The sequence below is a fragment of the Pseudoalteromonas sp. 19-MNA-CIBAN-0066 genome, from assembly GCF_040308705.1.
Classification (GTDB): Bacteria; Pseudomonadota; Gammaproteobacteria; order Enterobacterales; family Alteromonadaceae; genus Pseudoalteromonas; species Pseudoalteromonas nigrifaciens.
This window is the reverse complement of the sequence record NZ_JBEONZ010000433.1, coordinates 1-235: the sequence shown is the minus strand read 5'-3', so window position 1 is coordinate 235 and position 235 is coordinate 1. Positions and strand designations below refer to the sequence as shown.

At 40.0% G+C, this 235-nt stretch carries 1 protein-coding gene; it reads right to left on the bottom strand.

Annotated features, from left to right (window positions below):
• On the bottom strand, positions 1-235 hold a 235-nt coding region (locus AAEZ18_RS19715), incomplete at both ends, for a hypothetical protein (RefSeq protein ID WP_352256147.1).

The window sequence follows — 235 nt, the reverse complement described above, 5'->3', positions numbered from 1 at the left end:
ATTAAAGGTAAATCAATTACTAAACGTCCTACGGCTTCTACACTAGCTAGGTCGTTTAACAGCTTGTTCATTTCTTCATAAGAAAGTGAGTTGCTACTTACCGAGTTTTGGAAGCTCTTAGAGGCGATATCGCGGCGAAGCTCTGTAGATAAACGCGCTAGCTGCTTTTCCTCTTGTTCTTTAATTGATGCACGAGTAAATACAGCTGCTTTTTGCTCTGCAAATTGTGAAAAAC